6 protein-coding genes are annotated in these 6,647 nt (G+C 69.1%); all 6 read left to right on the top strand.

Translation table 11 applies throughout. The features are described 5' to 3' along the window. On the top strand, window positions 1-1,409 hold a 1,409-nt coding region (hpaE, locus tag F624_RS0129795), incomplete at its 5' end, for a 5-carboxymethyl-2-hydroxymuconate semialdehyde dehydrogenase (RefSeq protein WP_019573550.1). 56 nt (window positions 1,410-1,465) lie between these two features. Further along, entirely contained in the window at window positions 1,466-2,329 is an 864-nt protein-coding gene (gene hpaD, locus F624_RS0129790; protein ID WP_019578040.1) for a 3,4-dihydroxyphenylacetate 2,3-dioxygenase, read from the top strand. A 44-nt stretch (window positions 2,330-2,373) separates the two neighbouring features. Next, entirely contained in the window at window positions 2,374-3,177 is an 804-nt protein-coding gene (gene hpaH, locus F624_RS0129785; RefSeq protein ID WP_019578039.1) for a 2-oxo-hept-4-ene-1,7-dioate hydratase, read from the top strand. Window positions 3,178-3,185: 8 nt separating this feature from the next. Then, on the top strand, window positions 3,186-4,004 hold the full coding sequence (gene hpaI, locus F624_RS0129780) for a 4-hydroxy-2-oxoheptanedioate aldolase (protein WP_019578038.1): 819 nt from the start codon (window positions 3,186-3,188) through the stop codon (window positions 4,002-4,004). An 11-nt stretch (window positions 4,005-4,015) separates the two neighbouring features. Continuing rightward, window positions 4,016-5,464 (top strand): NAD-dependent succinate-semialdehyde dehydrogenase, encoded by a 1,449-nt coding sequence (locus F624_RS0129775; RefSeq protein WP_019578037.1) that lies wholly within the window; start codon window positions 4,016-4,018, stop codon window positions 5,462-5,464. Between the two features lie 67 nt (window positions 5,465-5,531). Further along, a complete protein-coding gene (locus F624_RS0129770; protein WP_019578036.1) occupies window positions 5,532-6,518 on the top strand; it encodes a Bug family tripartite tricarboxylate transporter substrate binding protein in 987 nt (328 codons plus the stop codon). Window positions 6,519-6,647 lie beyond the last annotated feature (129 nt).

Below are 6,647 nucleotides of genomic sequence, written 5' to 3'. Positions count from 1 at the left end.
TCAACCCCGCCACCCAGGAGGTGCTGGCCGAGGTGGCCAGCGGCGGTGAGGCCGAGGTCCACGCCGCCGTGGCCGCCGCCAAAGCGGCCTTCCCGAAATGGGCCGGCCTGCCCGCCACCGAGCGCGCCAAGCTGATGCGCAAGCTCGGCGAGCTCATCGCCCGCCACGTGCCCGAGATCGCCCAGACCGAGACCAACGACTGCGGCCAGGTCATCTCGCAAACCGGCAAGCAGCTCGTGCCCCGCGCGGCCGACAACTTCAGCTACTTCGCCGAGATGTGCACCCGCGTGGACGGCCACACCTACCCCACCCCCACCCACCTCAACTACACCCTGTTCCACCCCGTGGGCGTGTGCGCCCTCATCAGCCCCTGGAACGTGCCCTTCATGACCGCCACCTGGAAGGTGGCCCCCTGCCTGGCCTTCGGCAACACCGCCGTGCTCAAGATGAGCGAGCTCTCGCCCCTGTCCGCAGCCCGCCTGGGCGAGCTGGCCCTGGAGGCCGGCATCCCCGCCGGCGTGCTCAACATCGTGCACGGCTACGGCAAGCAGGCCGGCGAGCCCCTGTGCAGCCACCCCGATGTGCGCGCCATCAGCTTCACCGGCTCCACCGCCACTGGCAACCGCATCGTGCAAAGCGCGGGCCTCAAAAAGTTCAGCATGGAGCTGGGCGGCAAGAGCCCCTTCGTGATCTTTGCCGACGCCGACCTGGATCGCGCCCTCGACGCCGCCGTGTTCATGATCTTCAGCAACAACGGCGAGCGCTGCACCGCCGGCAGCCGCATCCTGGTGCAAAAGGCCATCTACGCCGACTTTGCCGCCAAGTTCGCCGAGCGCGCCCGCCGCATCACCGTGGGCGACCCGCTGGACGAAAAAACCATCGTGGGCCCCATGATCAGCCAGGCCCACCTGGCCAAGGTGCGCAGCTACATCGAGCTGGGCCCCAAGGAAGGCGCCACGCTGCTGTGCGGCGGCCTGGACCGTCCCGCCTACGCGGCCGCGCTGCCCGAGCGCGTGCAGCGCGGCAACTACGTGTGGCCCACCGTGTTCGCCGACGTGGACAACCGCATGAAGATCGCCCAGGACGAGATCTTCGGCCCCGTGGCCTGCCTGATCCCCTTCGAGGACGAGGCCGACGCCATCCGCATCGCCAACGACACGCAGTACGGCCTCTCCAGCTACGTGTGGACCGAGAACCTGGGCCGCGCCCACCGCATGGCCGCCGCCATCGAGGCCGGCATGTGCTTTGTGAACAGCCAGAACGTGCGCGACCTGCGCCAGCCCTTTGGCGGCACCAAGGCCAGCGGCACCGGGCGCGAGGGCGGCACCTGGAGCTACGAAGTCTTCTGCGAACCGAAGAACGTGGCCGTCTCGCTGGGCAACCACCACATCCCCCATTGGGGAGTTTGAGCCCGCGCTCACCCATCCATCGCCCCCGACACAAGACACAACCAAAGGAGTCAACCATGGGCCAACTCGCGCTTGCCGCCAAGATCACCCACGTCCCCTCGATGTACCTCAGCGAGCTGGACGGCCCGCACAAGGGCTGCCGCCAGGCCGCCATCGATGGCCACCACGAAATCGGCCGCCGCTGCCGCGCGCTGGGCGTGGACACCATCGTGGTGTTCGACACCCACTGGTTGGTCAACTCGGGCTACCACATCAACAACGCGGCGCACTTCAAGGGCATCTACACCAGCAACGAGCTGCCGCACTTCATCAAGAACATGCCGTATGAGTACGACGGCAACCCGGCCCTGGGTGATCTGCTGGCCCGCGCCGCCACGGCAGCCGGCGTGCCCACCCGTGCCCACCCCGACACCACGCTGAACCTGGAGTACGGCACCCTGGTGCCGATGCGCTACATGAACCCCGACCGCCACTTCAAGGTGGTGTCGGTGTCGGCGCTGTGCACGGTGCACAACCTGGCCGACAGCGCCCGCCTGGGCCGCGCCCTGCGCGAGGCCGTGGAGCGCGACTACGACGGCAAGGTGGCCTTTTTTGCCAGCGGCTCGCTGAGCCACCGCTTTGCCCAGAACGGGGTGGCCGAAGAATTCATGCACAAGATGTGGAGCCCCTACCTCGAAGAGTTCGACCACCACGTGGTCGAGATGTGGAAGAAGGGCGACTGGAAGACCTTCTGCGCCCTGCTGCCCGAGTACGCAGACAAGGGCCACGGCGAGGGCTTCATGCACGACACCGCCATGCTGCTGGGCGCCCTGGGCTGGGACGCCTACAGCGCCGGTGTCGAGGTGGTGACCCCGTTCTTCCCGAGTTCGGGCACGGGCCAGATCAACGCCATCTTTCCGGTTCAGCCCCTCGCGGCCTGAACACGGCCACGCCATCACAACAAGAGCACAGGACCCCACCCACCATGCTGCCCCCAACCACCCTGGAAGCCCTGGCCCAGGAGCTCTACCACGCCCGCAAGGCGCGCACCCCGCTGCGCCACTTCTCGGCCCGCCACCCCGGGATGACCATCGCCGACGGCTATGCCATCCAGCGCGAGTGGGTCAAGCTCGAACAGGCCGATGGCCGCCGCATCAAGGGCCGCAAGATCGGCCTGACCTCGCGCGCCATGCAGATGGCCAGCCAGATCACCGAGCCCGACTACGCGCCCTTGATGGACGACATGTTTTTTGACAACGGCACCGACATCCCGGCCGCGCGCTTCATTGCGCCGCGGGTGGAGGTGGAGCTGGCCTTCATCCTCGGCAAGCCCCTGAAAGGCCCCGAGGTGACCCTGTTCGAGGTGCTGTCGGCCACCGACTACGTGGTGCCCGCCATCGAGATCATCGATGCCCGCATCGAGCAGTTCGACCGCGACACCCGGGCCCCGCGCAAGGTGTTCGACACCATCTCCGACTTTGCCGCCAACGCGGGCGTGGTGCTGGGTGGCCGCCCGGTCAAACCGCTGGATGTGGACCTGCGCTGGGTGGGCGCCCTGTTGCACAAGAACGGCGTGATCGAAGAAACCGGCCTGGCCGCCGCCGTGCTGAACCACCCCGCCACCGGCGTGGCCTGGCTGGCCAACAAGATCGCCCCGCATGGCGAGCAGCTCAATGCGGGCGATGTGGTGCTGGCGGGCTCGTTCACCCGGCCCACACCGGCCAAGGCCGGCGACGCGTTTCATGCCGACTACGGGCCGCTGGGCTCGGTGTCCTTCCGCTTTGTGTGAGGCCACCGATGCAAGCCCTGAGCCCCAACCTGTTCAAGCGTGCCCTGCAACAGGGCCAGACCCAGATCGGCCTGTGGGTCGGCCTGGCCGACGACAACGTGGCCGAGGCCCTGGCCGGCTGCGGCTTTGATTGGCTGCTGCTCGATGCCGAGCACGGCCCCAACGATGTGCGCACCGTGCTGTCGCAGCTGCGCGCCGTGGCGCCCTACCCCGTGCACCCGGTGGTGCGCCCGGTGGAAGGCCGCACTGCCCTGGTCAAGCAGTACCTCGATGTGGGTGCCCAGACCCTGCTGGTGCCCATGATCGACAACGCCGAGCAGGCACGCCAGATGGTGCGCGCCATGCGCTACGCCCCGGCCGGGGTGCGCGGCATGGGCGCCGCCCTGGCCCGCGCCTCGCGCTGGAACCAGGTGCCCCAATACGTGCACCTGGCCGACGACGAGATGTGTCTTCTGGTGCAGGCCGAAACCACCGAAGCCCTGAGCCACCTGGCCGAGATCGCCCAGGTGGACGGGGTGGACGGCGTGTTCTTCGGCCCGGCCGACCTGTCGGCCTCGATGGGCTACCGCGGCCAGGCCAACCACCCCGCCGTGCAACAGGCCATCACCGAGGGCATTGCCACCGTGCGCGCTGCCGGCAAGGCCGCCGGCATTTTGATGGCCGACCCGGTGCAGGCCCGCCACTACCTGGCCGCCGGCGCGCAGTTTGTGGCCGTGGGCGTGGACACCACCTTGCTGGTGGGTGCCGCCAGCGCCCTGGCCCGCAGCTACAAGCCCGCCACCGAGCCGGCCCCAACCGCAGCCCCCACCGGCAGCAGCCCCTACTGAACCAACCCACCATGCTGACCCTGCAAGACCCCAGCCTGCTGAAGCAGGCCAACCTCATCAACGGCCACTGGGTGGCCGCCCGCAACGGTGCCACGCTGCCCGTGCACAACCCGGCCACAGGCGAGCTGATCGCCCACATCCCCGACGTGGGTGCCGACCAGACCCGCGAGGCCATCGAATCGGCCCAGGCCGCCTACCTGCTCTGGAAAGAGCGCACGGCCGAAGACCGCGCCCGCATCCTGCGCCGCTGGTTCGAGCTGATGCTGCAGCACCAGGACGACCTGGCCCTGCTGATGACCAGCGAGCAAGGCAAGCCCCTGAGCGAGGCGCGCGGCGAGATCGGCTACGCGGCCTCGTACATCGAGTGGTATGCCGAAGAGGCGCGGCGCGTGTACGGCGAGATCATCCCCTCGCCCTGGCCCGACAAGCGCCTGTTGGTCACGCGTGAGCCCGTGGGCGTGTGCGCCGCCATCACGCCCTGGAACTTCCCGGCTGCCATGATCACGCGCAAGGTGGCCCCGGCCCTGGCCGCGGGTTGCAGCATCATCGTCAAGCCCGCCACCCAGACCCCGCTAAGCGCCCTGGCCATGGCCGAGCTGGCCCAGCGCGCCGGGGTGCCGGCCGGGGTGTTCAACGTACTCACGGGCGGCGCCCGCCCCATCGGGGCCGAGCTGACCGCCAGCCCGCTGGTGCGCAAGCTGACCTTCACCGGCTCGACCGAGGTGGGCCGGCTGCTGGCCGCCCAGTGCGCGCCCACGCTCAAGAAGCTGTCGCTGGAGCTGGGCGGCAACGCGCCCTTCATCGTGTTCGAAGACGCCGACCTGGACCAGGCGGTGATCGGGGCCCTGGCCTCCAAGTACCGCAACACCGGGCAGACCTGTGTGTGCGCCAACCGCTTTCTGGTGCACGACAGCGTGTACGACGCCTTTGCCGCCAAGCTGGCCGCCGCCGTGCGCGCACTCAAGGTAGGCAACGGGCTGGATGCCGACGTGGGCCAAGGCCCGCTGATCGACGAGCCCGCCCTGGCCAAGGTCGAAGAGCTGGTGGCCGATGCGGTGGCCGGGGGCGCCCAGGTGCTGACCGGGGGCCGGCGCCATGCGCTGGGCCGCACCTTCTACGAGCCCACCATCCTGACCGGGGTGAGCCCGGCCATGCGCCTGGCGCAAGAGGAGATCTTTGGCCCGGTGGCGCCGCTGTTCCGCTTCCACACCGAGGCCGAAGCCCTGCAGATGGCCAACGACACCGAGTTCGGCCTGGCCGCCTATTTCTACACCCGCGACTCGGCCCGCACCTGGCGTGTGGGCGCCGCCCTGCAGTACGGCATGGTGGGCATCAACTCGGGCCTGATCTCCACCGCCGTGGCGCCCTTTGGCGGCGTCAAACAGTCGGGCTATGGCCGAGAAGGCGCGCGCCAGGGCCTGGAGGAGTACCTGCACACCAAGTACCAGTGCCTGGCCTGAGGCCGGCGGCTCGTGCCGCTTTCTGATTTTTCTGCTTCCAACCACCCTTCAATACAAGAGAGACACCATGACAACAAGCCGGAGACTTTTCACCACCCTCGCGCTGGCCGGCGCCAGCCTGCTGGCCCTGGGCGCAGCCCAGGCCCAGCCCAGCAGCTACCCCAGCAAGCCGATCCGCTGGGTGGTGGGCTACCCCGCCGGCGGGGGCACCGATTTTCTGGCCCGCACCGTGGGCGCCCAGTTGTCGCGCCAGCTGGGCCAGCCCATCCTGGTGGACAACCGCCCCGGGGCCGGCGCCTCCATCGCGGCCGACAACGTGGCCCACTCGCCAGCGGACGGCTACACCATGCTGTCGGCCGACAACGGCGTGCTGGTGTACAACCCCGTGCTCTACAAAAAGCTGCCCTACTCGGCCGACAAAGACTTCGGCACCGTGGGCATGATGGGCCGCTCGCCCTTGTTGATCGTGGCCTCGCCGCAGGCCGGCCTGGCCGACGCCAAGGCCTTGCTGGCCGCGCTGCAGCGCAGCCCCGGCGAACTCAGCATTGCCACCGCCGGCCCGGGCAGCCCGCACCACCTGGCGCTGGAGCTGTTCCAGCGCGAGTTCGGCGTGAAGATGCTGCACGTGCCCTACAAGGGCGGCGCCCCGGCCCTGCAGGATGTCATGGGCAACCAGGTGCCGCTGATGATGCTGGACCTGCCCAGTGGCATCAGCGCCGTCAAGGCGGGCAAGGTGGTGCCCCTGCTGGCCCTGTCGGGCGAGCGCATCCCCCAGCTGCCGCAGCTGATCACCGCGCGTGAGCTGGGCCACCCCGCGGTCGAGGCCTACACCTGGCAAGGCCTGGTGCTGCCCTCGGCCACGCCCAAAGAGATCGGCGCGCGCCTGGGCACCGAGCTGCAAAAAGCCATGGCCGATGCCGGCGTGCGCCAGAAGCTGTTCGACGCCGGCTGGGAAGCCCGCCCGGCCGACGCCGCCGACATGAACCGCCTGATCGACAGCGAGCGCAAGAAGTGGCAGCCGCTGATCAAGGCGCTGGGCATCACGCTGGATTGAGCCCGGGGCCGTGGCGAGCCGGCCTCCTGATCCAGCTGCTGGTTACACTGCCCGCTTCACAAAACAAGCGGCCCACGACGCGGCCTCGCCACCTGTCCATGCCTGCCTGCCCACCCGCAAACGCCTCTC

The organism is Curvibacter lanceolatus ATCC 14669 (genome assembly GCF_000381265.1).
Lineage (GTDB): Bacteria > Pseudomonadota > Gammaproteobacteria > Burkholderiales > Burkholderiaceae_C > Curvibacter > Curvibacter lanceolatus.
Note: the sequence above shows the minus strand (reverse complement) of the source record. Positions and strands in the feature narration are given on the sequence as shown.